This window comes from Mucilaginibacter ginsenosidivorax (assembly GCF_007971525.1).
Taxonomy (GTDB): domain Bacteria; phylum Bacteroidota; class Bacteroidia; order Sphingobacteriales; family Sphingobacteriaceae; genus Mucilaginibacter; species Mucilaginibacter ginsenosidivorax.
The window spans coordinates 1,237,442-1,262,641 of sequence record NZ_CP042437.1 but is presented as its reverse complement, the minus strand read 5'-3'; the positions used below and the strand labels follow the sequence as shown (position 1 = coordinate 1,262,641).

The window sequence follows — 25,200 nt, the reverse complement described above, 5'->3', positions numbered from 1 at the left end:
GCTTAAAAATAATAAAAATTTCAATAATCGCATTATTAGGGTAGTAAATCGATAAAGAAATTGCGGTTTTGCGAAAAAAGTTGCAAAATTGATTGCGATAAAGTTGTTCTGGTTTTCACCTAAAGAAAGGATGGTTTCCTGAGATGAAAAAGTGGTGTTATGGAGCGTGTGGCTTAAGAAAACTAAATCGTATTAATTACAAAACTATCGCTAAGGTTAATTTCTGTTGTTTTCGACAACGCGCAGTATAATTAGTGAATTGGAGTTCCAAATCGGGGATAAAACAGCGTGAAAAACCTATAAGCAGGCAGCAATAATGCCGGTATCTGCCTTAAATTTAATAACTAATGGAAATCTGGCCTCTTAAATAAGTAACCGCTTTGCCACTCATAAGTACGCGGTCGCCTTTAAGTTCGCACCAGAGTTCGCCGCGGCGGGACGAGATCTGGTAGGCATGCAATGTATTTTTACCTAATTTTTTTGCCCAGTAGGGGATCAGGTTGCAATGGGCCGATCCGGTAACCGGGTCTTCGGGGATACCCGCACCGGGGGCGAAGAAACGCGATACAAAATCGCTGTGATCCCCAGGCGCAGTAACTATCACGCCAACGGTATCCATTTTTGACAAGGCAAAAAAATCAGGTGTAATGTCTTTAATATCCTTTTCGCTCTCATAAACCAGGAAGTAGTCCCTTGAGCGGAAAAAGGCCTGCGGCTGTTTTTCGCCTAATGCCTCGGCCAGCCCGTTTGGCGGCTCGATAGGTATGGGCGGCCTTGATGGGAAATCCATGGTGTATTTATCGCCAACGCGTTTAATATGCAAAGTACCTGCTTTTACGGTTTCAAAATGTATTTCATCGCCCTCAAAGCCCAGTTCGGTAAACAATATATGAGCGGCTGCCAGGGTGGCGTGGCCGCAAAGGTCAATCTCATATTCGGGGGTAAACCAGCGCAGTTTGTAGCCGGTATCGGTTTTTACAAAAAAAGCGGTTTCGGCCAAATTGTTTTCAACGGCTATCATTTGCATGGTAACATCGGGCAGCCATTCTGTAAGCGGGCAAATAGCCGCGGGGTTGCCTCCGAATAATCTATCAGTAAAAGCGTCGGCCTGGTATATGGGGATAGTCATAACAAATGTTCTGGTGTAGCTAATATAGTGATGAGAATCAAGAATAAAGCGTAAACAATCAATAAAAAAAGCATCATTCATTTTGAGTGGATAACTTCCTGTAATATCCCGTCCCGATTTGTAATTCACAAGCACGCCGCTTGCTTAATAATTAGGACGACAAAAAAAATTAATTATTAAACAATTCAATGTGTCAATTTGACTCTTTGTATGAATAAATTGTTTTTATTCAAAAAAAAATCGCTTACTTAACCTATCTTTTTAATGCTTTATCACGTAGAACTGCCTTTTTAATTAATTATTTATTTTAAATGGAAAAGCTGAAACGAATTATTGGTTATGGCGATCCAGCTTTATCGCTCGAGAATAAACTTTTTAATGCCATAGCCTTATTCATTTGCCTTAATAACATTATATCCGTTAGTATCAATGTGTTTTTAGGGTTTAGCTGGGGGCTGATACTGGCCAATCTTTTTGTACTAAGTTTCTCTGCATTTGCTTATTACCGTAGCCGTTTTGTACACTATAGCGAAAACACCGCTTACATATACATTGGTTTGGGTATTGTTGCCATGTTCCCGGGATGGTTTTACAATGGCGGTATCGGCGGGTCAACCACCCAAATAGGCATCTTTTTAATTGTATTAATAACCTTATTAGTAAAACAGCGCTATCATTATATTTTCATTGCTTTGTTGTGTGCTGTTTTTATTACCTGTTATCAGTTAGAAAAAATACATCCCGAATGGGTATCAGGGGCAACAAGCAAAGCATCTGCCGAATTTGACCTGATTGCATCTGCTATAATTAATATCATATTGGTGGGCTTATTAATAGGCTTCATTAAAAAAAGCCACGAGAGCGATAAGCGCGACTTAATAAAAAAAAGCGAGCAACTTCAACAATCGCAAATTGAATTGCAGTCTTCAAAAGAAGAGGCCGAAGCCGCCACATTTGCCAAGTCGAACTTTTTGGCCAATATGAGTCACGAAATACGCACCCCGCTAAATGGCATCATCGGGGCTTCGCAGTTATTATCCCGGTCGGCACTTACGCCAGAGCAGCACGAACTTTTACAAACCCTGCAATCAAGCGGACACATCCTTATCAATATCATCAGCGATATATTAGATATTTCGAAGATCGAGGCTGATAAATTAACCATTACCCCGGTTGCCACCAACATCAGGCATTGTGTTAAAACAATCATTGATATCAGTCAGCCGGGAATCACCAATTTTCATAAACCTATCAACCTAAGTTATCATGTTGATGATAATGTATCGCAATTTGTTAAGGTTGATGAGGGGCGTCTGCAACAAATTTTAGTAAACCTGGTAGGTAACGCCATTAAATTTACCGATGAAGGCGCGGTTACCGTAACAGTTAAGGGCTCCGAGATAAAAGACGGCATACAAGATATCAGCTTCCATGTAAAAGACGATGGCATAGGCATTAGCCAGGAATCATTAACGCAACTATTTAAACCCTTTACGCAGGTAAATACAACAGCCCTGCGTAAGTACGGCGGCACCGGCCTTGGCCTGTCTATCTGTAAAAAGCTGGTGGAGCTGATGGGGGGCAAAATATGGGCTATTAGTAAAGAAGCCAAAGGATCGGTGTTTATTTTTAATTTGCCCTTGCAAATTACCAGCGGCGATTTGCCCACCGACACAAAAACGGATAATAAAGAGATTTTTAGGTACCGCCCGCTCAAAATACTTCTGGCTGAGGATAACAAAATGAACCAGCTGATAGCCAGCAAAATTTTTAAAAAGGTTGGCTATAGTATCGACATTGCCGAAAACGGAGTTGAAGCCATCCAGATGAGTGACAAGCAGCATTACGACCTGATATTTATGGATGTACAGATGCCCGAAATGGACGGACTACAGGCCACCCGTACCATTATTAAAAAGCATGGTAAAAACGCGCCCCCAATTATAGCCATGACGGCCAACGTTTTAAGTGAAGACGAAAACGAGTGTACCACAGCCGGAATGAAGGATTTTGTAAGTAAGCCCTTTACCTTTGAGCGGTTGGAGAACGTAATACAGAAATGGACTAAGGTTTGATGGTCCAAAATAAAAAAATCAGTAAATAATACCATTCAAACTATGTACAGTACCATTAAAGCGATGGTATTGTGTGTAGCTTTGAATCATGATACAAAGTATTCCCGTTTATGATATTTGTTCCTTGTCTGACGTAAGGCAGGACGATTTATTGATAAGCCGTTTTGCACCTTATCTTGATGCTCATAAAAACCTGTTTTTTCCGCACAGGCACTCTTTTTATCACCTGGTACTGTTTACCCGGGGCGCAGGCACACATAGTATCGATTTTGAGCGTTTTGATGTAATGCCAGGTCAAATATACTTTATGGTGCCGGGGCAGGTTCACTCCTGGCAGTTTGAGGGTTTTACCGACGGGTATATCATCAATTTTTCGGAGGCTTTTATCCAATCGTTTTTATTACAGCCGGGTTACCTGGATAGCTTTTCATTTTTTAACGGTAATTTAAAAGACGCGGTGGTTAATTTACCTGCCGATAGTTTTGCTACAGTAAAAGAGCTGTTTGAACACATTATTTTCGAGATAATGAAACCTGCGCCATTGGGCAGTGATATGGTGCGGCTGCTGATGCTGCAGATATTCATCCATGTGAACAGGCTTAATTCCAATCCGGCAGGTTCGGGCAAGCTAACCTACAACCAAACGCTGCTAAAAAACTATCAAAAATTAATTGAACAGCATTATGCAGATATTAAGCTGCCAAAAGATTATGCCGAACTGTTGTACATTACCCCAAATCACCTTAACGCAGTTTGTAAGGACTTGTTAGGTTTATCGGCAGGCGAGTTGATTCGTAACCGCACGTTGCTGGAGGCTAAGCGCTTGCTTACCAATCCGCAGCTAAGCATCAGTGATATCTCACTCAGGCTGAATTTTAGCGACAACTCTTATTTTACCAAATTTTTCAAAAAAACAGAAAGCGTTACTCCCGAAGAGTTTCGCAAACAAATATTAAAACCTTAAAACTGGTAACATTATGGAAAATACCCAATATAAATTAGCGGCCTGGCCGGCCATAGTACACGCCAAATGTCCCCGTTGCCGCCGCGGCGACTTGTTTGCCAACAGCATGTATGGCTTTAAGGGCCAGGTAATGAACAAAACCTGCCCGCACTGCGGCCTTGTTTATGAGCGTGAGCCCGGCTATTTTTATGTAGCCATGTTTGTGAGTTATGCATTAAATGTTGCTGAGATGGTTACGCTTGCGGTTGCCATTAGTGTTTTAACCGGCAGCAGTAACCCGTGGTTATATTGCGGCATTATATTGAGTGTGGCTGTGGTATTGTCGCCTTTTAATTTCAGGTATTCAAGGGTTGTGTTGTTACACTGGTTAACTCCGGGTTTACATTATCATCCCGAAATGAGTAAGGATAATTTGTAAACCATTAAACCAAGTGGCGCGCTTTCTGTCAAAATTATAACAATTCATATTTACCGTGACTTTAATTTTTTGAGTTATGAAAGCGAGAATAGAAAACATAAAAACCGATATGTACAAAGTGTTTGTAACAGGCAATGCCGATAACGTACAATTAGCCAAAGCTTACTTTTTATTGGCAATCCCTATGCTAACCATATTTTTCACCTTCGGCCATTTTAAGTATTAATATATGCAGCCGGCAGTATATAAAAACAAGTCAGCCGGTACATTTCTGCACCGGCTGCTTGCAACTGTTTCCCTAACTAAATTAAACTAAAATTAACTGAATCGAACTATTTGAATTTTTGGGGCAGACTAAATTGATTGAAGGCCATCTGGAAATTAACGAGGCCCGAATATTTTTTATAGGCCTGGGATATATTTCCGTTAACTGCATAATAGAAATACGAAGGCGCGCTTTCTTTTACGCTTGTAAGTACATAAGGCCCCGTTTGGTTGGCAGCCATTGTTGAATCATGCGCCGGGTTTTCGTTACCAGGCTGTGGTGATGTAAATTCGTCTGTTTGCGATTGAACCTGCGGATCGGATGCAAATACACTGGCACATGCCAATAGCACGAGTGATGCAATCACGAAGAATAAAAAATGGTAGAATAGTTTCATAGCGATAGGCGATTAAAATCAGGACCAGGTATTAAATAAATGTTACATCAAATATACGGCTTGACAATTAAAAAACACACGGTGTTTTCACCGAAAATGCATACGTAGTTTTACGCAATTTTCAAGAGAAATTAGGTTTTGCTGATATATTTTATACTTATTGCCCTCAGATTTTAAATTCTTTGTAACATACCTATTACAATTAGGCTGCAAAATCCACACCTGTCTTTAACTGATCGGACGGCGGTTCGTGGCTGTCATTTCGTGCCCCCCATAATGGCCGCAAACCAATATCGGTGTTGCTGCCATTATGGTTAAATACGGATTAGCTTTAAACGAACGGTACTGCGTTTATAAAGAAATTGGCAAAAAGATAAGCATTAAACCTTAAAGCATTCAGGTAGCCCACAAAAGTGCGAAAGCAAGAACCGGATAGGGCTACAACACTTCGCCGGCAGAAGCCTATCTTTGAAATATGAACGGTTTAGCCTGGCGAGAGCCGTATCCGGTTATAAACAAATGGGGATATCGTCACAAAAAGCGTGCGATAAAACTGTTAAATATAGATAGTGTTTTACGAACACCACAAAAACCATACCGCTTGCCTGTTTCACTTGTTTTTATCCAAAAACAGGATAAATTATCAATATGTGTTTTTTAACAATCTGTAAATCAATATATTAAAAAAAATATCTATAGCTTATTTTTTTTGAAAATACACCCTACAATTGTAATTTTTTACAACAATTTTATAACTTTGGTCGTTCTGTAGTAAATAAAAAGTACAGAGAGGTTTATAAATAGATGAGACAACTCAAAATAACGCAATCCATTACCAATCGCGAATCACAATCGCTTGACAAGTATCTGCACGAGATTGGTAAAGTTGATCTGATAACAGCCGAAGAAGAAGTAATATTAGCCCAAAAAATCCGTGAAGGCGACCAGGCGGCATTGGAGCGTTTAACCAAAACCAACCTGCGCTTTGTTGTATCCGTTGCCAAGCAATACCAAAACCAGGGCCTTACCCTGGGCGACTTGATTAATGAGGGTAACCTCGGCCTCATTAAAGCCGCCAAGCGTTTTGATGAAACCAAGGGTTTCAAATTCATATCCTATGCCGTTTGGTGGATCCGTCAATCAATATTACAGGCTATTGCCGAACAATCGCGTATTGTGCGTTTGCCGTTAAACCAGGTAGGCTCATTAAGTAAAATAAGTAAAGCATTCTCCAAACTGGAGCAGGAGTACGAGCGCGAACCATCGCCCGAAGAACTTGCCGATATTTTGGAAACTACTGTAGATAAGATTTCCGATACCCTCAGTAATTCAGGCCGCCATGTATCTATGGATGCCCCCTTTGTACAGGGCGAAGAAAACACCTTATTGGATGTACTCGAAAATCAGGAACCCAACACAGATTCCATCCTGATCAATGAGTCGTTATCCGAAGAAATTAAACGTTCGCTATCAACTTTAACCGAGCGCGAGCGTGAAATCATTGTGCTATTTTTTGGTTTGGGAACGAATCACCCGCTTTCATTAGAGGAGATTGGCGAGAAATTTAACCTTACCCGCGAACGCGTTCGCCAGATAAAAGATAAAGCCCTGCAACGTTTGCGCCATACTTCAAGGAGCAAAATTTTGAAATCGTATTTGGGATAATTCAGCAGAGTCAAGAGATAAGAACCAGGAATTAAGATATAAAAGGCCAGGATTGAGCGAACTACTCAAATCCTGGTTTTTTTTTTAGAGAGACGGATGACGTAAAACTCGCTGCAATCGCACCCCATAATTACAAACCTGCAACATTTTAACCTCCATAAAATTTAATCCTCAAATTGCCGTTACATAGCTAACCTGTCATAGTTAGCTCAATGGTAAAATCAATAAAAATAGGTTGGTACTTTTATAAACCGTTAATGGTATGGTGCACGCTCGCCTCGCTTGCCTGTGTGTATTACCTTACCTCGCGTCAATTAAATGTTCCGTTTGCTGTAATATGTAAACTGGTTAGTTACGCCGCCATACTTGGCGTGCAGTATCTGAATTTTAACGCGGCGCAAACCTATTTCTATTTTCGCAATGCCGGCTACAATATCAACGTACTTTACTTATCAGTATTTGCCTGCGATTTTATCGCTTTCATCATCCTTTTATCCTTATCAACCATCCGTTAAATTTGGAGCCACTCATATTAAAAACCGATAGCGTACAACTGGAGTTTGGCGGGCGCAAAATATTACAGGATGTTTACTTGGAATGCAAACAAGGCGAAGTATTGGGTATCCTGGGCCGAAACGGCTGCGGCAAGTCATCTTTATTAAGGATCATATTCGGCACACTCCGCCCTGCCTATAAACACGTAAGTATTAACGGGGAATACATCAAAAAAGGCTATAAAAACATGCGTGTGGCGTACCTGCCCCAGCATAACTACCTGCCCAAAGGCATTAAAATAAAAAAGCTGGCGGCAACCATTATTGACGACCGCTTTTGGGGCGATTTTTCGACTCATCCCATCTATGAAAAATATGCCGAAAAAACTATAGCAGATTTATCAGGCGGAGAACTGCGGCAACTGGAAACATTGATGGTTATTTACAGCAAAGCCGATTTTATTTTACTTGATGAGCCTTTCACCCACATCTCGCCCATACAGGCCGAGGCTTTTAAAGAAATTATCAGGAAATGCGCCAAAATAAAAGGCATCATAGTAACCGACCATCAATATTACAATATCCTGGATGTAAGCGACCGGATTATACTGATTACCGATGGCTACACAAGACCAATTCGCAATAATGATGAATTGGTTACTTATGGTTATGTGAGCCATATTAATTAAACACCACGCCATGTAACATATAAGCAACTGGCACTGTCTATTACCTAAACAACCACGATGCCCCGGCCTTACGTATATTTGATAGTTTTGTTATTTGTTGCCTGCTGGCAAAAAGGCGGGTGCAGCACAAACACATCTATCAACGGCATCACATTCAAAGATGCCAAACGCGGACCGGACCCCGATCCCTCGGGCGATTTTAATACACTTATAGTACCTATAAAACGGGCCGGTAACCTTATCCTGGTAGAAGCCCAGATTGACTCTGTTGCAGGCAACTTTGTACTGGATACCGGTGCGCCTTATCTGGTTTTAAACGCTACCTACTTCAGATACATGCCCGTTATAGCCGACCAGGAGTCGGCAGGTTTAAATGGCAACGCGCCTGGCGCTTTTACTACCGAAGTGCACAATTTCAGCATACTCGATTTGCATTACCCGCGCCTTACAGCCGATGTAACCGATTTGTCGGCCATCGAAAACGGGCGCAATGTTAAAATACTGGGCTTATTGGGCACCCGGCTGTTTAAAAAGTTTGCTATTACTGTTGATTTGTTCAGGAACACCCTCTACATCCACAAACTGAATGACGACGGTGAAATACCTGTAAATGAAAAAGTTTTTCACGAACCGTGGATGTTTACCACGTTTAATTATACCAATGATGTAATGTTTATAAAAGGCGTTGCCAATAATACACCTCTGTGGTTTGCATTTGATACCGGAGCCGAAACCAACTTAATGGATTATGACAGGGTGCGCAAACTATTGCCCGGCATGGCGGTACTCAACCGTACAAAAACCACCGGCATTGGCGGCTCGTCATTTGAGGTGATTTACGCCAGGTTTGATACCCTAACCGTTGGCGGCCGGCGGTTTGTGAAAAACCGCGTGCTGTTAACCAACCTTGATAAAATGGGCAAAGCCTACGGGCACACTGTTGACGGGATACTTGGTTTTGATTTTTTTATCCGCGGTATCTTTAGCATCAACTTTGTAAAAAGAGAATTTGAAATGTACATTTACACTAACCAGTAGTATGAAAAAGTGCAGATCGGTTTTAATTATTTTTTTGTTGTTTACCTGCTTCTCCATTGCAGCAGGGGCGCAAACACGCAATTCCCTTGTGTTAGGTAAAGATCATTTGATTATGCTGCTTGATCTGCGTTCGTCAAAAACACAACTGGATAGTATTTTAAAAATCGCTGGTATCAAAAAACCAAATGGCGCTGCCATTTTAAATGGCGATTTCTCGTCATTGGCCAAAGACGGATGGAACATTGGCAAACGCGATAAAAATATGGTTAGGTTTGACAGGTCGCTTACCGACTTAAACCTGAACCCACAAAATCCACCCTACCAGATAACCACTAACCTTGATGGCAATATTGATGCCCCAGCGGGTATACCTGGCTATCCTGCCGATGAATTATACGGTATAAACAAGTTTATGCGGGTTACGGTATATGAATTACCATCGGGCTTAACGCGCTTTTACCTGCCCGGCTATTTAAACGCTAAACGCGTTTTATTATCGGGTAACTTTAACAATTGGAGTACGCTGAAGGGGGTAATGGCAAAAACCGATAGCGGATGGGTAAGCGATGTAAAACTGGCACCCGGGGTATATGAATATAAATATATTATAAACGGCCGCTGGCAGCGCGATAAAAGCAACCTGCAGCAACACCCGGATGGTTTTAGTGATGTAAACTCGGTTTACTACCGCGTTAACCACACCTTTAGGCTTGCCGGCTTTACAGGTGCCCACAAAGTTACCATAGCTGGTAGTTTTAATAACTGGAATACCGATAATACTCCGCTACAAAAAAAAGACGGTGGCTGGGAAACCAAACTTTACCTGCGCGACGGCACACATACTTATCGCTTTTGGGTAGATGGCCAATGGTACGCCGACCCGGCAAACCCGGCGAAAGTAAAAGATAACGGAGGGCATATTAATTCGGTGCTAAACCAGGGCGAGGCGATTAGCTTTAAACTTGATGGATATAAAGACGCTAAAGCCGTTTACATAGCCGGCAGTTTTAATAGCTGGAAGCCCAATGAAATAAGCCTCCGGAAAACGGCTGCAGGCTGGGCCATAGCCTTAATGATTCCGGCAGGTAATTACGGTTACAAATTTATTGTTGACGGAAACTGGATAACCGACCCTAAAAACCGCCTTTACGCTATTGAAGGCGGCGTAAATAACTCCTTTATTGCCGTTAAGCCCAATTACACGTTCAGGCTTAAGGGGCACGCCAACGCCGGAAGCGTGCACCTGGCAGGCAATTTTAATGATTGGGACCCATCGGGTTTCACCATGGCTCACAATGCCGACGAATGGGTAATAAACCTGTACCTTAAACCGGGCAAATACCGGTACAAGTTTTTGATTGACGGCAACTGGATTCTTGACCCGGCCAATAAACTTTACGAACAGAATGAATACAATACAGGAAATTCTGTTTTGTGGGTGGAGTGAGTTGTGAGTGGGATTTTGTTAAATTGAACAATCCGGTAGTCCGGTAAATCTTTTGAAGTCCTGCGTCAGACAAAATATGGCTGTAGGAGTTTGTGCGGATTAGAGGCGCTAAATAAAGATTGCCGGCAGGGATCCGCAAGCTGTTGGTTTACGGTTGTTGCCGGCAATCTGTGTGTAAAATAATCTCTTGTTTAGCAAAAATTAATAGGCGCTTGCCGTTGTCAATAATTCAATAGCTTCGTTGCTTAGTTGTAACGTTGCTGCTTCGGCAAGCTCTTTTAATTGGGGAATGTTGGTGGCGCTTACTATGGGGGCCGTTACTGTGGGCCTTGCTATTAGCCAGGCTAATGCAACAGCGGCTGGTTTGCTGTTATATTGCGCCGACACTTCATCTAAAGCACTCAGGATACGCAGGCCACGCTCGGTAAGATACTTTTTAACCATGCCCGCGCGCTTACTGCCTTCCAGATCGGCCTCAGAGCGATATTTGCCGCTTAAAAAACCACTCGCTAACGAAAAATAGCTGATAACGCCTATGTTTTGTTCTTTGATGAATGGTTCAAACGTGGTTTCATATTTTTCCCTGTCAAACAGGTTGTATTCGGGCTGCAGGCTTTGGTAGGCGGTTAGTCCTTTTTCGCGGCTCACTTTGAGCGACTCATGCAGCCTTTCTACCGAAAAATTGGATGCGCCGATGGCCCTTACCTTGCCCTCTTTTACCAATTGATCAAACGCGCTTAACGATTCTTCAACCGGTGTGTTTGCATCATCAAAGTGCGATTGGTAAAGGTCAATATAATCGGTTTGCAACCGGGTTAATGAAGCCTCGGCCGCTTTTATGATATAATCCTTTTTAAGCCCTCTTTTATCGGCCGAAAGCTCGGCCCCAACCTTTGTGGCTATAATTACCTTGTCGCGTTTTCCGCTTTGTTTAAGCCAGTTGCCAATCTCGGTTTCCGATTCGCCCCCCTGGTTGCCGGGTACCCAGGCAGAGTAAACGTCGGCCGTATCAACGGCGTTAAAACCTGCATCTAAAAAAGCATCCAGCAATAATGCCGTGCCGGTGCCTTTAACTGTCCATCCAAACACATTGCCCCCAAAAATCAAAGGAGCTGTTTTAATGCCCGATGAGCCTAATTCGCGTTGTTCCATAGCATAAATTGTTAAAAAACTAATATGCTGATAAAAGTACCGGCGTGGTATAATTGTTTGTCAGGGAAATGAAATAGTTGTGAGTTGTGAGTTGTGAGTTGTGAGTTGTGAGTTGTGAGTTGTGAGTTGTGAGTTGTGAGTTGTGAGTTGTGAGTTGTGAGTTGTGAGTGGGCATTATGTTAAATTAGCCCGTCCGCAGGCAACGCCCGGATGAGTAAGCAAGAAGTTAGTATCAGGAATCAAGATTTTTTGCTCATTATCAAGTAGCGGAAAAATCGCTCAACTCACCATTCACTACTCACCACTTACTTCAAAATGCTATCCGTCACCTTCGCAATGTCATAGCTTATTTTGTTGATGAAACCCAGCTGTTCTTTCAACAGGTTTTCGTCGGCGGTAAGTTCGGGTTTTTCAACTTCGGGCAATAGGGTTTTGCCAACCGTATATTCAATACTTTGGCCATGCAGCTTTTTGTTGCTTTCGTTAAGTACCGATATGTTTTTCTTGAGCAAGCGCAGTGCTTCGGGGTGTGGCCGCTGAGCGTTTTTTACCAGGCCGGCTTGTATAACGGCTATATATGATGATAAAATATGGTTAAGTACCACAAATTTGTGCACCTCCTTAACGTTACGCTGCTTGCTTTTGGGCTCGGACGTCATACGCTCAAAAGCGGCCGATAAGTTGGCCGATTTTACGTAGATATCTTTACGGGCCAGCTTGTAGGCTGTAGTACCTATAGTTTTGCCCGATAAACTTTCGGCAATGGTAATCAGGTACTTAATGTTGGCTGTTACAACATCGCGCAGGGTTTCTTCAATTATCTCAAACTCCCATGTTGGGAAAATAAGATAGCTGGCAATAAAGGCTATGGACGAGCCTATTACTGTATCCAATATGCGCTCCTGCGCAACGTTCAACAGGCCTACTCCCAAAAACTTAAACAGAATGAGCACGTAGGGTGTCATGAAAATAACGCTTACCACATAGTTTAGCCGCTGAAAACTATAAGCCCCCACCATAAATATGGTAAGTAAAACAAACTGAACGGTGCTATCGGGTATAAAGTTCAATATCAATATGCCCATTGCGCCACCGCCAATGGTACCTATAAGCCTTTGATAGTTGCGCTGTTTTGATAGGCTGAACCCGGGTTTTAATATCACAATAATGGTTAGCAATACCCAATAACTATGATGGCCCTGTGCTATGGTTTTGGCTGTTATGAAGCCAACCAGGCAAACCAACGATACCCGCAGCGCGTGTTTAAAAGCGCCGGATGCCAGCGTAAAGTTATCGAAGAAAATATGCGGCGCGTAATCCTGGTGGGTTACAAATTGGGAGTACTCTACTTCGCCTTTTATTTCGGTTGATTTTAGTAAGGTTTTTGAGTTGTAGTAGTTGTATATGTTGTTAATGCTTTCGGTAAGGTTACGGAGGTTAATGAGCACCTTTTTTAGCACCAGGGTGCTGGTTTCCTGCTGGTCTTTTCCTATGGCGTCTATTTTTAGTTTTAGCTTTTCCAGCTCTACATTAAAATCCATTACATGGCGATGGCGGGTGTTTGATAGTACAATGTAGGCCACATCATCCAGTTCATCGGCCATGTGGTGAATAATGCGGGCTATCTCATTTAGTACCCCGGTATCCTTAAACCTTTCGCGCATCTGGTAGTAGTCATAATGCGTGGCCATTATTTGCTCAAACATATCTACCAGGTCAACAAAGGTTAAAACCAGGATGCGGCTTGACGGGGTTGATTCCCTTACCACCAGCCTGCTTTTAAACAACATTTCGCGCACGGCATCCTGGTGCTGGCTTACCTGTATCTGTTGCGATACCAGTTTACGGTAATTATCGTCGATATCGCTTTCAGGATTATAAAACTCGGCTTTGATGCGCAAAAATTTGGCAATATCGGCCACGTTTTCGCCGAGGGTTTGCTGCGCAGCCCGGTAGGGGCGGATGCCAAAAAAAATTAGGCTGAACAACATATACCATACACCACCGGCCAGTATCTGCAGGCTGTACAGTAACACTGCCGATGGGGGCAGGGCCTTATCCATCATAAATATCATAATGAGCAAACTGCAGGTACCTACCGATGCGGCCCGGTTGCCATAAACCGTAAACATGCTGAACAGGAACGAGAATAAAGTAATCTCGATACCCAGGGTATAAATATTAAGACGTGCAAAACCGGTAGTAACTGCAACTATGAATAAGCACAAATTGCCAATAGCCATGGCGTTGCGCTTGTGGGTTGCCGGGCCGGGGTTATCAATAACACAAATGCAAAGGGCCCCTAATGATAAGGTAAGCCCAAGATCAAATTTGCCAAACTCCAGTAACAAAAGCGATGGCAACAGAATGCCCGCCGAAATGCGTAAGCCATCAGAAAAGTACTGACTGTAAAAAAAGCTGTTGATTTCGCGGGTGTTAAATTTCATTATTTTTTGTCCGTTTTTACCGGCAATAAAGCTACGATGAATACTTTTATGATTGATTTTTTGTTGAAACAGATGTTATGTTTTCATTTACGCTTTTTTTGTACTCAAAATGCACTGCAAATTTACAATAATTAAATATTTTGCCCGGGTTTTAGTAAATATGGCATTAATACCAGTTTTTTGTTAGTAATTATCTATTTTTTGCCAAAAATGAATTAAATTCACCCCCGGTATTGTGGCCCGCCCTTTACCCATCAATTTTAACCCTCAATTTATTTGTGCTATGTCGTTAAATTTAAAACTCAGTCAAAGGGAAACAACTTTTAACAGCGAAGTTGTAACCCGTTTTGAGTTGTATAACAGTTTATTCCAAACCCTGCCGTTTTACCAGGTAAAGGATACCGGAATTTTACTGCCCTTTTTTAGCTCGCATTGCGAAAAGGGCGCCGCAATGAACGCATCGCCTACAGATATTATTGAAAGCTTTTTCAAAAAGTACGTACCGGATATTGATCATCGCGAGCAAATTAACCGCATGTTCCGTTTTATACAATATATCGAACGGCAGGTGGTTTTGTTTGATGCCATTGAAGATTCGTCATTTAATAAAATAGGTAAGTTTGACGATACTGGTACCCTGCAAAGCTTGTTGCAGCAAGCCGCTATAAGCGATGATACCCGCAAAAACATCAGCGAGAAACTGAAAGATTTTTCGTTGCGGCTGGTACTTACCGCCCACCCAACCCAGTTTTATCCGGGCACGGTGTTGGGTATTATGACCGATTTGATTGAGGCCGTAAAAGTTAACGATATACCTACCATTGATGTGTTGTTGCAGCAGCTGGGCAAAACCCCCTTTTTTAACAAAACATCGCCAACACCGGTTGATGAGGCCATCAGCCTTACCTGGTTTTTGGAAAATATATTTTATTATGCTGTATCGGGCATCCAATCCAAACTGGAAGAGGAGTTTGATATCGACACTACAAATCAATTGCTTGAAATGGGCTTTTGGCCAGGCGGCGACAGGGATGGCAACCCCAACGTTACCACCGAAAGCACCAAAGAGGTAGCCCGGTATTTAAGGCAGCGCCTGTTCAGGTGCTACTACCGCGATTACAGGGTGCTTAAGCGCCGCATCACTTTCCGCGGGGTAGAAAAACCAATGGCCAAGCTGGAAAAACTGATTTACAGGAACGCTAACGAAAACCATGCAGACCCCAAAGATTTGCAGGGCGAACTATTGGATTTGCTGCAAACCATTAAACACACCCTGATAACCGACCATGATGGCCTGTTTAAAGATGTTGTAGAAAACCTGATTCAAAAGATCCGCCTGTTTGGTTGTTATTTTGCTACCCTTGACATCAGACAGGACAGCCGCGTACTGCGCAACGTGTTTGACTATGTAACCTCGCAAACCGAAACCGGTGTTGTTGCGGGTTATCATGATTTTGAGGAAAAAGAAAAGCTTGAAGCGCTTCCGTTTAATGAGCTTGATTATCATCGTGCCGAAGATGCCGATGCCATGACCTGCGATACGCTGGATACCATCAGGCTGATAAAACAAATTCAGCGTAGTAACGGCGAAAAAGCATGCCAGCGTTTTATTATAAGCAACTGCCAGCGCGCATCAGATATTTTACAACTGATTGACCTGTTTTTATGGAGCGGATGGAAGAAGGACGAGTTGAAGGTTGATTTTATGCCACTGTTTGAAACCGTGAACGACCTGGCTAATGCCGGCGAGATTATGGAGCAATTGTATACCCACCCATATTACGCCGAACATTTAAAGTTACGCGGCCAAAGGCAAACCATCATGCTCGGCTTCTCCGACGGAACTAAAGACGGCGGCTACCTGATGGCCAACTGGAGTATTTATAAAGCAAAGGTCGAAATGACAGCCATTGCCCGCAAGTACGGCATTAGCCTGGCGTTTTTTGACGGAAGGGGCGGCCCACCGGCACGCGGTGGTGGCAAAACACACCGTTTTTATGCCTCCATGGGTAATGATATTGCCAATGAGCACATACAGCTCACCATACAAGGTCAAACAGTAAGCTCGCAATATGGCTCGGTTGAAACGGCCAGGTTTAATATGGAGCAGTTACTTAATGCGGGAATTATCTCTGCCCTGCATCCTAATCGTAAAGATTTGTTGGATAACAGGCACAAAACCCTGATATCGCAAATGGCCGATGAAAGCTACTCGCTTTTTATGGCCCTGCGCGCGCATCCATTGTTTTTAGAATACCTTGAAAAGTTTAGTCCGCTTAAATTACTATCAAAAATAAATATCAGCAGCAGGCCAACCAAGCGTGGCGGCGGCGGTCCAATGAAACTGGAAGACCTGCGTGCCATTAGCTTTGTAACCTCCTGGAGCCAGCTTAAACAAAGTATCCCTGGCTTTTACGGTGTAGGTACATCATTAAAAAAGATGAAGGACGACGGCAACTGGCAGGAAGTGCAGGAACTATACCAAACATCGGGTTTCTTTAAAACCATGTTGGACAACTGTATGATGTCGATGTCGAAATCTGATTTCAGGGTTACCGCTTACCTGGAAAAAGACGAGAAGTTTGGCGGGTTCTGGAAAATGCTAAAGGAAGAGTTTGTGCTTACCCGTTCCATGTTACTGGAGCTAACCGGCAGCGTAGTACTGATGGAGGAATACCCGGTTGAACGTAAATCAATCGCCATCCGCGAAAAAATTGTATTGCCGCTGGTTATTATGCAGCATTACGCCTTACAATGTTTAAACAATACCGAGGATGAAGAACTGATTGAAATTTACCGCAAACTGGTGATCAGGACGGTTTACGGTATAGTGAATGCGGGGAGGAATTTGGCATAGAAGCCCGGCACCGGCCCCCTCAAAATCTCCCCCGGTAGGGGAGACTTTTGAATATCAGGCGGCTTTTTTATAACGCAAAACAAAAGGCGGGACTTCTTAATAAAATCTCGCCTTTTGTTTTTTAAGTCTCCCCTACCGGGGGAGATTTAGAGGGGGCTGCTCGGCTCCATCCCTGTAGATATTGCAAACCTGTTCCACGCGTTTATGGCGATGATAGCCAGGATTACCTGTGCTATATAAGCTTCATCCAAAACCTTTGCAACAGCTTCATAGGTAGCATCAGATACATGGTGTTGTATCAGGGTTACTTCTTCAGTTAAGGCAAGGATGGCCCGCTCTTCTTCGGTAAAAAACGGTGTTTCGCGCCAGGCGTTCAGGGCGTAAATGCGTTGCTCGGTTTCGCCGGCTTTGCGGGCGTCTTTGGTGTGCATGTCTATACAAAAGGCACAGCCGTTTATTTGTGATGCGCGGATCTTGATCAGCTCGCGGTGGGTTTTGCTTACTATGCCTTTGGCAACGTATTGATCAAGGTTTAATAATATTTTGTAGGCTTCCGGGTCGGTTTTACCGATACTTACTCTTGTTTTCATTTTGTGTATTGTTTTAATACCCCAAAGGTGGCAACAAAACAGGCTTCAAAAAATGAATCAAGATTAAGAAAATAAAGGGTAGCGGTTTTTGTTTGACATGTATACATAACAACACCTGTGTCATTTCGAACGAGGTACGAGGAGAAATCTTCTACCCCCTGCAATTCAAAAAGCCGTCGGGATGCAGGGTGTAGAAGATTTCTCCTCACCCCGCTGGCTCAATTCCATCGCAGGCTCGTTCGAAATGACATTTTATAATTAAAAAGGTTTGGGTACACGTAGCCCGCTAGGGGATTAAGCTTAAATTCGTGGCATTAGCCGTAGGTCCGGTACATGTTCTGCTAAACTTTCTTCGCCCTTATTTTACTCATAAACTGCGGGGTAAAGCCCAGGTACGATGCCAGCATGTATTGAGGCACACGCTGCATAAATGCCGGGAACAGGCTGCTGAAGTGACGGTAGCGTTCCTCGTCGCTCATGCCGTAAATGTATTTGATACGGGTTTGGGTTGCACTAAACGCCCGTTGTTGTACTATCCTGAAATAACGTTCCAGCTTGGGCACTGCCTCAAATAGCTCTTCCTGTTTGTTTTTGCTGATGCTGATAATTTCCGTGTCTTCAACCGCCTGGATATAATAGTAGGATGGGCGGCCGCTTTCCAAGCTGTCAAAATCGGTCATCCACCAATTTTCAATAGCAAACAAGGTAGTTTGTTCATTCAGCTTTTTGTTGATGAAATACAGGCGCAGGCAGCCCTTACCTACAAAAAAAAGTTCCTTGCAAACACGCTCTGGTTCCAGCAGGAATGTTTTTTTCTTGACCGCTTTTACAGTTACCGCAGTATTAATCAGCTGTTCCTCATCCGCGGTAAGCTGAACAAATTTTTTAATATGGTTTGTAAGGGTAGATTGCACATACAATAATACAGGTATTGAGTGGGTTGTGCAAAAAAGGTATTCCTGTTGGGCGTGTCGCGTTGTAAAATCCCGTAGGCTGTAAAATTTCGTGAAATTCTGAAGGGGGAATGAAATACAATAAGAGAACTGTCATCCTGAACGTAGTGAAGGATCTATTCGCGAACTTTTCTGTCGGCGATGCATGTCGGTTAACAGATTTTTCACTTCGTTCAAGAAATAGTTCTTCACTCTGTTCTGAATGACAAAGGGGGGGGGACAACATGTCATGGGTAGGAACGAAGCATCTATTCGCGAACTTTATTGGCGGGTATGCATGGCGTACAATAGATCCTTCGCCATCGCTCAGGATGACAGAAAATGAAACTTGTGATGGTTAGGCACGAAGGATCTACTTTCGAACTTTTCTGTCGGCCATGCACAGCTGACAGATCCTTTGTTCCTCAAGATGACAGCGAAGTGAGGCAGTACCTTGCTCCCCGCTGTCTGTGTCCTCACCGACAGCTATCCGATTGTTTGTTAGTTTGTGGGTGGACTGCTCCGAATATATACAGGGAAGATGCCTGTGGGGACACAGGCATCGGAAATAGCAATAGGTTGTTTTTTGCTCCCCTTGGCCTGTGTCCTCTCATACCGCTATCCGAATGCCTGTCGGTTTGAAAATTATTTCTCCAGGTATTCTTTTAACGATATGCCAGTAATATGTGTCCAGCCGGCCACAAAGTTTTCGCGTTTGAATGATGGCAATTCCGGGAAAGTTTCCAGGCCCGCATGCGTAAGTTTAAGCCGCGTTCCGTCACCTTCGGGGAATAACTCCCAGGTTACCTCCGAATACCCCTCATAGCCATCGTATGTCCAGCTGTGGGTAATTTTACTGCCGTCAACCACATCGGTAACTTTACATTTGTGTAAAAACTCCTTGGTGCCGTCGCCACCTGTAAATTCAAACTCAAAGCCCACTACGGGTTTAAAATCGGCCAACTTAAAATACCATTCCGCCATTTTATCAACATCGGTAATAGCCGCCCAAACTTTGCTGATGGGGGCTTTGTAAATGCGCTCAATTACAAAAGGTTCTGTGTTCATAGCTTTTTAATTTTTGTTTATATCGATGGTGTGTTTTGTTCGTTGGTTAAAAATGTATCAAGGGCGTCCAGTTTGTTTGTCCAAAACCGACGGTACTGTTCGGCCCAGTCGGTAACTTCTTTCAATTGCTTCAGGTCGGCCCTGCAATAGCGTTCGCGGCCATGTTGTTTAATCACCAGCAGTCCACATTGGGTCAATATTTTGATGTGTTTGGATACTGCCGGGCGGCTCATATCAAAATTATCGGCCACAGCGTTCAGGTTCATGCTTTGGTGGGCAATCAGGTTGATGATTTCGCGGCGTGTAGGATCGGCAATAGCTTTAAAAACGTCTCGGTGCATAGGTGAAAAATGGCTATATGAAACCATTTGGTTACAAATATATATGAAACCAAATGGTTACGCAATGATTTGTAAAAAAAAATGCCGTATCGGTTTTCCGGGTAGCACAACGGCATTAAAAACCAGCAATAGCCATTTGAAAATACCGGGGAAATATACCGGCCAATTGAATTTCGATGTTAAAATCGAGTTTTGATCACTATGGTGCCCCAAAGGTGCCCGATAGATTAACTGCCGGGAGGGTTTTGCATTTATTTTCCGAAAGATGTTTTGGTTGAGGGGGATAGATGTTGGCTATCCCAAACTGGTCCCTTAGCAGCTTATTTGTCGGATGGGTTTTTCTTTTTGTTCAAGAGCATATCTACCATTTTGGCCAGGCGTTCGTCTCGCGTTTTTTCCTGTTTGGCAGTTAGTATCCACAATACATATTCTTTTTTGTTGCTGTAAGATAGTTGCTGATACCATGCCATTGCCGGTGGATGTTGCTCAATTGCACTTTTTATATAGTCGGGCAGGGTAATTATCTTATTATCAACATCGATATAGGCGCTATGCTCATTGTTGCGGATGCCATCATTGCGTCCTTCGGATACCTTTACCTTATCCTGCGGGCGAAAACGCAAGGCAGTCCAGGTTTCATTTATAGCGGCAGATGCTACCGGGCGCAAGCCATAAACGGATGGTTCGTGCCAGCTGCTCATCATCTCCAGATCAGTGGGGATTTTAGATGTTTTTTTGGGATAAATAATCCAGAAAACAGCGTCGTCATTTAGCACAGGGGCAATTACTTTAAGCTCGGATGCCAGTTGCTGGCTGTTGGTTACAAATAAAAGTATGCCATTAAAATTTCCGGCGATATTAAAAATAATTTCGGCATCGTTGGGCAGCGGCATTAGGATATCCAGGAAATTAGCCGGTGAATTATGTAATAACCAACGGGAATTGGGTTTTATTTGAAGCTTTTTGGTTATAGGATTCATTGTTTCAGTATCAAGTAGTTAGTATCAAGATAAAGAGCTATTGTTACAAACTTAAAAGAAAACCGTGAACAAAATCAACCAATAGCTAACTTGGCAAAAAAGTCCCACAGCACAATACCGGCTGATACTACAATGTTGAAGGAATGTTTGGTGCCAAACTGGGGAATTTCGATACAGGCATCTATGGTTTGCATAACCTCGTCGCTTACGCCGTTTACTTCGTTGCCAAATATGAGGGCGTACTTTTGAGCGGGATCGGGAACGAATTCATTGAGCATGGTGCTGTTTTCGGCTTGCTCAACGGCAATAATCACGTAACCCTCATTGCGTAGTTGTTCAACCGCCTGTAGCGGGGTTTCGTAATAAGTCCAGTTTACGGAAAGGGTGGCACCCAGGGCAGTTTTTTCAATTTCGCGGTGCGGGGGCTGAGCCGTGATGCCGCAGAGGCAAACCTGCTCAACCGCAAAACCATCTGAAGTACGAAAGATGGACCCAATATTGTGCATGCTGCGCACATTATCCAACACTACTGCAACCGGCAGCTTGGCTTGTTCTTTAAATTCATCAACCGAAGCCCGGTTCAGCTCATCTAATTTTAATTTACGAATCTCCATATGGTTCATTAGTTCATTGGTTCATTAGTTCATTGGTCTTTTATGACGGGTTAATGAACTAATGAACCATTGGAGCGCAAAAGTATCGATAAATAGCCTAAATAGCCACTTCGTTTAGTAAGCCTACGCCGTTACCTATTAATGAGCTATATACCGATGGTGCATAACCTATTTTGCGGGTATAATATTCGGTAACGCCTTTGCTATAGTCTTCAAAAGCATCGCCTTTTACCAAAGCTATGGCACAGCCGCCAAAACCTGCCCCTGTCATGCGGGCGCCGGCTACGTTGGGGTTTGTTTTACTGTATTCGGCAACGGTATCCAGTTCAACACCGCTTACCTCGTATAAGTCGCGCAGCGAATCGTGCGAGGCATACATCAGGCGGCCAAATTCATCCAGGTTGTTGCCGGCCAAAGCTTTCGCTGCAAGTTTTACCCGGTCGTTTTCTTCAATTACGTGTTTAGCACGTTTAAGTACCGTTGGGTTGGTAATCAGGTGCTGGTATTTGCTGAATGTTTGGCTATCAATATCGCATAAGTAATTGATGTCCAATTCCTGTTGCAATGCTATTAAAGCAGCCTGGCATTCTTCTACACGTTCGTTATATTTTGATTCGGCAAGCTTGCGGGGCTTGTTGGTATTGATAATGGCCAGCACATATTCGCCCAGGTTACTATCAACTGCTTCGTAATCAAGCGTATCGCAATTAAGCATCAGGGCTTTGTTTTTTTCGCCGAAGGCAACTGCAAACTGGTCCATAATACCGCAGTTTACACCAATAAAGTTATTCTCGACTGATTTGGATAGTTTAACCAAATCAAGTTTGCTGTAACCACTATTAAAAATATCATTTAACGCAAAAGAAGTTACCACCTCGATAGAGGCCGACGATGACAGGCCCGAACCGATGGGGATATCGCCGTAAAAAAGCATGTCAAGTCCTTGTAAATTATGGCCTTCCTGTATAAAGCTATTGATTACACCTATGGGGAAATTAAACCAGGTTTCGCCCACTTTTTCGTACGATGCCTGTAGGGGCGTATCTTGTTGCTCGCTGAAATTTAAGCTTCTGAAACGGAAAACACCATCCTCGTTGGGTGATGTTAACAGGTAGGTGCCAAAAGTGATGGCACAAGGCATAACCAGGCCCCCGTTATAATCGATATGTTCGCCGATAAGATTTACGCGTCCTGGTGAGAAATAGGCGTTGTCGGCTTCTTTATTAAAAATGTTGATAAATTCCTGGTGCAGATTATTCTTCATTATTAGGTTATATTACAATTGGGAAACAAATATTGTAAAAATTGTCAAGTTTACATTTATAAATTTAAATTAATTTCAAAAAACATCAAATTTTTACGAGAAATATTGAGGTTTTGTATGGATTTTTAATTTTATAGCTTTACATCCGGCAGAAATAAAAACCAACTGATAAGGTTGGGTTTTACCAAAATTTAAAACTTATGAAACAATACCTGGTTACCGGTTATGATTATACCGACGAAGGCGCCCTTGAACGCCGAATGAATGTACGCCCGCATCACCTTGATGGGGTAAAGGAGCTTAAAGCAAATGGCAATTTTATTGCCGCCGCAGCCTTCCTGAACGACGAGGGCAATATGATAGGCTCGGTAATGATGCTGCAATTTGAATCGGAAGAGCAGTTGGATGCCTGGAAAAAGGCCGAGTCCTACGTAACCCAAAACGTTTGGGAATCTGTAGATGTGAAACCTATTAAAGTTGCGGTTATTTAATTAGTCATTGTCGCTTCGCTTGTCATTAGTCATTGTCGCTTCGCTTGTCATTTTGCTGCGCAGTCATTGGTCATTTCGCTTCGCTGTCATTAGTCATTGGTATCTGCATAATTTGTAAAAATAGTCTGAACTAATTAAAACAATGAAAGGTGAGGTCAATTCCCACTAATGACTAATGACTAATGACTAATGACTAATGACTAATGACTAATGACTAATGACTAATGACTAATGACTAATGACTAATGACTAATGACTAATGACTAATGACTAATGACTAATGACTAATGACTAATGTTATTCCCTTCCCACTCGCCAGCGGTTCATTTGCCAGTAGCCGTCGGCATCTTTGGTGTAAAATGCGGTATAGCCAATGCCCATCATGTTAAAATCGAAAGCAAACTCGGTTACGGTGGGGTCGTCGGGTAAAAAATTGGGGAGTACGCTATCGGCAACTAAAGCTATCTGCTCGCTTAGTTCGTCCTTATCGTTTTTAACAACTTTAATTTCGGTGCTTTTAATATAATCTTCCAGGTTTTTAAACTGGTAATCGGGTATGGGGGCAAATTCATCCTTAAGCTTGCGGGCCGCATTGAATGCATCTGCAAGACTTTGTTGTTTATAAGCTTCCATTGCTTTCAGTAAATCCGGAGCTGATATTTCGGGCACGCCGTCGGCGCCGGTGGTGTAAAAGCTGTTTAGTATTTCTTCTTTAGTTTTCATGTGCAGGGTATCACTTTAATACAAAACAAAAGGATGCGGTAAAATTAACCACATCCTTTTGTTTTTAGCCTTAAATAGCAAATTAATTACAATTCGCCAAGGCTGTTCAACACATCCATATCGTCTTCGGATAGTTGAATGTTGGCTGTTTTCATGTTTTCTTCTAAATGTTTTACGCTGGAGGTACCTGGAATGAGCAATATATTTGGCGAATGGTGCAGCAACCAGCTTAAAGCAACCTGGTGAATGGTTGCGTCATGTTTATTAGCCACGCGTTTTAGTGCTTCTTCGCCTTTTACATTACCGCCACCAAGCGGAAACCATGGGATAAAGGCAATATTATGTTCGCGTGTGTACTCCAGTTCAGCCTCCCATTTGCGGTTATCAACACTGTACATGTTTTGTACCGATACCACCTCAAAAAACTGTTGTGCCAATTGTATATCCTGCACACTCACCTCAGATAAGCCTATGTGTTTAATTTTGCCATCCTGTTGTGCTTTTTGCAACACTTCGAATGATTTTTCGGCAGGCACTTTCGGGTCAATGCGGTGCAGCTGGTACAGGTCAATTCTTTGCAGTTTAAGGCGTTTGAGGCTTCCTTCAAGGGCCTGCGTTAAATGTGCGGGCGATGAATCAACGGGCCATTCGTTTGGGCCGGTACGCAGCAGGCCGCCTTTTGTTCCAATAACCAGGTCGGCGGGGTAGGGTACAAGCGCTTCGGCAATTAGCTCTTCTGATACGAAGGGCCCATAGCTATCGGCCGTATCGATAAAATTAACGCCCAGTTCAACCGCGCGTTTTAGCACACGGATGCACTCTTTTTTATCACTGGGCGGGCCCCAGATGCCCTGCCCGGTAATACGCATGGCGCCATATCCCAGGCGGTTTATTTTGAAATCGCCCCCTAAAATGAAAGTTTTTTCAAATGAACTTGTTGTAGTTGCCATATTGTAATTGTTGATTATAAGTTGAACTCAAATTTGCCCTTATTGTTTGGGGGAAGTTGTGAGTTGTGAGTTGTGAGTTGTGAGTTGTGAGTTGTGAGTTGTGAGTTGTGAGTTGTGAGTTGTGAGTTGTGAGTTGGCATTATGTTAAATTAAGAATCCAATAGTCCATTTATGGGAGAAAGCCCTGTTCATATTGTAAACGTTAGAGAT

At 43.0% G+C, this 25,200-nt stretch carries 24 protein-coding genes; 11 read left to right on the top strand and 13 right to left on the bottom strand.

Features of this window, described 5'->3' with window-relative positions; genetic code table 11:
* Positions 1–337 precede the first annotated feature (337 nt).
* Positions 338–1,129, bottom strand: a complete 792-nt coding sequence (locus FSB76_RS05110) for a PhzF family phenazine biosynthesis protein (protein WP_147052503.1) — start codon at positions 1,127–1,129, stop codon at positions 338–340.
* Between the two features lie 311 nt (positions 1,130–1,440).
* On the opposite strand from FSB76_RS05110, the gene FSB76_RS05105 reads away from it, so the two are divergent.
* From FSB76_RS05105 to FSB76_RS32055, 4 genes are all read left to right on the top strand, one after another.
* On the top strand, positions 1,441–3,204 hold the full coding sequence (locus FSB76_RS05105) for an ATP-binding protein (protein WP_147052502.1): 1,764 nt from the start codon (positions 1,441–1,443) through the stop codon (positions 3,202–3,204).
* Positions 3,205–3,292: 88 nt separating this feature from the next.
* A complete protein-coding gene (locus FSB76_RS05100; protein WP_147052501.1) occupies positions 3,293–4,168 on the top strand; it encodes an AraC family transcriptional regulator in 876 nt (291 codons plus the stop codon).
* Positions 4,169–4,181: 13 nt separating this feature from the next.
* Positions 4,182–4,586, top strand: a complete 405-nt coding sequence (locus FSB76_RS05095) for a DUF983 domain-containing protein (RefSeq protein WP_147052500.1) — start codon at positions 4,182–4,184, stop codon at positions 4,584–4,586.
* Between the two features lie 76 nt (positions 4,587–4,662).
* Complete coding sequence (locus FSB76_RS32055) at positions 4,663–4,812, top strand: hypothetical protein (RefSeq protein ID WP_158642841.1); 150 nt, start codon at positions 4,663–4,665, stop codon at positions 4,810–4,812.
* 106 nt (positions 4,813–4,918) lie between these two features.
* Here the strand turns inward: FSB76_RS32055 and FSB76_RS05090 are convergent, their stop codons facing one another.
* The gene (locus FSB76_RS05090; RefSeq protein WP_147052499.1) at positions 4,919–5,248 is read right to left on the bottom strand and encodes a hypothetical protein; all 330 of its coding nucleotides are present in this window, start codon (positions 5,246–5,248) and stop codon (positions 4,919–4,921) included.
* Between the two features lie 804 nt (positions 5,249–6,052).
* Between FSB76_RS05090 and FSB76_RS05085 the strand changes: the two genes are divergently transcribed.
* From FSB76_RS05085 to FSB76_RS05065, 5 genes are all read left to right on the top strand, one after another.
* Entirely contained in the window at positions 6,053–6,913 is an 861-nt protein-coding gene (locus tag FSB76_RS05085) for a sigma-70 family RNA polymerase sigma factor (RefSeq protein ID WP_090466905.1), read from the top strand.
* Positions 6,914–7,125: 212 nt separating this feature from the next.
* On the top strand, positions 7,126–7,428 hold the full coding sequence (locus FSB76_RS05080; RefSeq protein ID WP_147052498.1) for a hypothetical protein: 303 nt from the start codon (positions 7,126–7,128) through the stop codon (positions 7,426–7,428).
* Between the two features lie 2 nt (positions 7,429–7,430).
* Positions 7,431–8,096: an ATP-binding cassette domain-containing protein gene (locus FSB76_RS05075; RefSeq protein ID WP_158642840.1), complete on the top strand. Its 666-nt coding sequence runs from the start codon at positions 7,431–7,433 to the stop codon at positions 8,094–8,096.
* A 57-nt stretch (positions 8,097–8,153) separates the two neighbouring features.
* Positions 8,154–9,134: an aspartyl protease family protein gene (locus tag FSB76_RS05070; RefSeq protein WP_147052496.1), complete on the top strand. Its 981-nt coding sequence runs from the start codon at positions 8,154–8,156 to the stop codon at positions 9,132–9,134.
* 1 nt (position 9,135) lies between these two features.
* The gene (locus FSB76_RS05065) at positions 9,136–10,581 is read left to right on the top strand and encodes a hypothetical protein (protein WP_147052495.1); all 1,446 of its coding nucleotides are present in this window, start codon (positions 9,136–9,138) and stop codon (positions 10,579–10,581) included.
* A gap of 201 nt (positions 10,582–10,782) precedes the next feature.
* On the opposite strand, the gene FSB76_RS05060 is transcribed toward FSB76_RS05065, so the two are convergent.
* Both FSB76_RS05060 and FSB76_RS05055 read right to left on the bottom strand, forming a co-directional pair.
* Positions 10,783–11,733, bottom strand: coding sequence for an aldo/keto reductase (locus tag FSB76_RS05060; protein ID WP_147052494.1), 951 nt, complete (start codon positions 11,731–11,733; stop codon positions 10,783–10,785).
* 305 nt (positions 11,734–12,038) lie between these two features.
* Positions 12,039–14,180 (bottom strand): FUSC family membrane protein, encoded by a 2,142-nt coding sequence (locus tag FSB76_RS05055; protein ID WP_147052493.1) that lies wholly within the window; start codon positions 14,178–14,180, stop codon positions 12,039–12,041.
* Positions 14,181–14,463: 283 nt separating this feature from the next.
* Between FSB76_RS05055 and FSB76_RS05050 the strand changes: the two genes are divergently transcribed.
* A complete protein-coding gene (locus FSB76_RS05050; RefSeq protein ID WP_147052492.1) occupies positions 14,464–17,037 on the top strand; it encodes a phosphoenolpyruvate carboxylase in 2,574 nt (857 codons plus the stop codon).
* Between the two features lie 146 nt (positions 17,038–17,183).
* On the opposite strand, the gene FSB76_RS05045 is transcribed toward FSB76_RS05050, so the two are convergent.
* The 7 genes from FSB76_RS05045 to FSB76_RS05015 all read right to left on the bottom strand — a co-directional run bounded on the left by FSB76_RS05045 (position 17,184) and on the right by FSB76_RS05015 (position 22,826).
* The gene (locus tag FSB76_RS05045) at positions 17,184–17,627 is read right to left on the bottom strand and encodes a carboxymuconolactone decarboxylase family protein (RefSeq protein ID WP_147052491.1); all 444 of its coding nucleotides are present in this window, start codon (positions 17,625–17,627) and stop codon (positions 17,184–17,186) included.
* Between the two features lie 341 nt (positions 17,628–17,968).
* Positions 17,969–18,541, bottom strand: a complete 573-nt coding sequence (locus FSB76_RS05040) for a Crp/Fnr family transcriptional regulator (RefSeq protein ID WP_147052490.1) — start codon at positions 18,539–18,541, stop codon at positions 17,969–17,971.
* Between the two features lie 663 nt (positions 18,542–19,204).
* Positions 19,205–19,627 (bottom strand): SRPBCC family protein, encoded by a 423-nt coding sequence (locus FSB76_RS05035; RefSeq protein WP_147052489.1) that lies wholly within the window; start codon positions 19,625–19,627, stop codon positions 19,205–19,207.
* Positions 19,628–19,644: 17 nt separating this feature from the next.
* A complete protein-coding gene (locus tag FSB76_RS05030; protein ID WP_147052488.1) occupies positions 19,645–19,968 on the bottom strand; it encodes an ArsR/SmtB family transcription factor in 324 nt (107 codons plus the stop codon).
* 320 nt (positions 19,969–20,288) lie between these two features.
* On the bottom strand, positions 20,289–20,948 hold the full coding sequence (locus FSB76_RS05025) for a YdeI/OmpD-associated family protein (RefSeq protein WP_147052487.1): 660 nt from the start codon (positions 20,946–20,948) through the stop codon (positions 20,289–20,291).
* A 74-nt stretch (positions 20,949–21,022) separates the two neighbouring features.
* Positions 21,023–21,556 carry an RNA methyltransferase gene (locus tag FSB76_RS05020; RefSeq protein WP_147060890.1) on the bottom strand — a complete coding sequence of 178 codons (534 nt, stop codon included), beginning with the start codon at positions 21,554–21,556 and terminating at the stop codon, positions 21,023–21,025.
* 103 nt (positions 21,557–21,659) lie between these two features.
* A complete protein-coding gene (locus FSB76_RS05015) occupies positions 21,660–22,826 on the bottom strand; it encodes a galactokinase (protein ID WP_147052486.1) in 1,167 nt (388 codons plus the stop codon).
* Between the two features lie 200 nt (positions 22,827–23,026).
* Here FSB76_RS05015 and FSB76_RS05010 point away from each other — a divergent pair, with 200 nt between their 5' ends.
* Positions 23,027–23,317 carry a YciI family protein gene (locus tag FSB76_RS05010; protein WP_147052485.1) on the top strand — a complete coding sequence of 97 codons (291 nt, stop codon included), beginning with the start codon at positions 23,027–23,029 and terminating at the stop codon, positions 23,315–23,317.
* A gap of 297 nt (positions 23,318–23,614) precedes the next feature.
* Here FSB76_RS05010 and FSB76_RS05005 read toward each other — a convergent pair whose 3' ends face one another.
* Entirely contained in the window at positions 23,615–24,040 is a 426-nt protein-coding gene (locus tag FSB76_RS05005; protein WP_147052484.1) for a hypothetical protein, read from the bottom strand.
* Positions 24,041–24,126: 86 nt separating this feature from the next.
* Complete coding sequence (locus FSB76_RS05000) at positions 24,127–24,990, bottom strand: aldo/keto reductase (RefSeq protein ID WP_147052483.1); 864 nt, start codon at positions 24,988–24,990, stop codon at positions 24,127–24,129.
* Positions 24,991–25,200 lie beyond the last annotated feature (210 nt).